1 protein-coding gene is annotated in these 272 nt (G+C 54.0%); it reads left to right on the forward strand.

Annotated features, from left to right (window positions below; genetic code table 11):
* Positions 1-17: 17 nt before the first annotated feature.
* The coding region (locus tag AC0608_RS13715) for an IS66 family transposase (protein ID WP_478289460.1) at positions 18-272 on the forward strand (255 nt) is incomplete at its 3' end.

Consider the following 272-nt stretch of genomic DNA (forward strand, 5'->3'; position numbering starts at 1 on the left):
TCGGTATAATCCAGGGCATGATTCCGCTGCCCAAAGATCTTCCTGACGACCCTGCGCTGCTCAAACAATTGCTTGAGCAGATGTTGCTTGAGCGCGAAACGAGCAATGGCCGCATTGTTCATCTGGAAGAAGAAAATGCGCTGCTACGCCAGCGCTTGTTCGGACGTAAGTCCGAGCAAACAGCCGATCCAGCGACGCCACAGTTGGCCCTGTTCAACGAAGCCGAAAGCGTCGTCGAAGCTATCGATGAGAACGCTGAGGAAGAGGTTGTC

The organism is Flavobacterium sp. GNP008 (assembly GCF_056428965.1).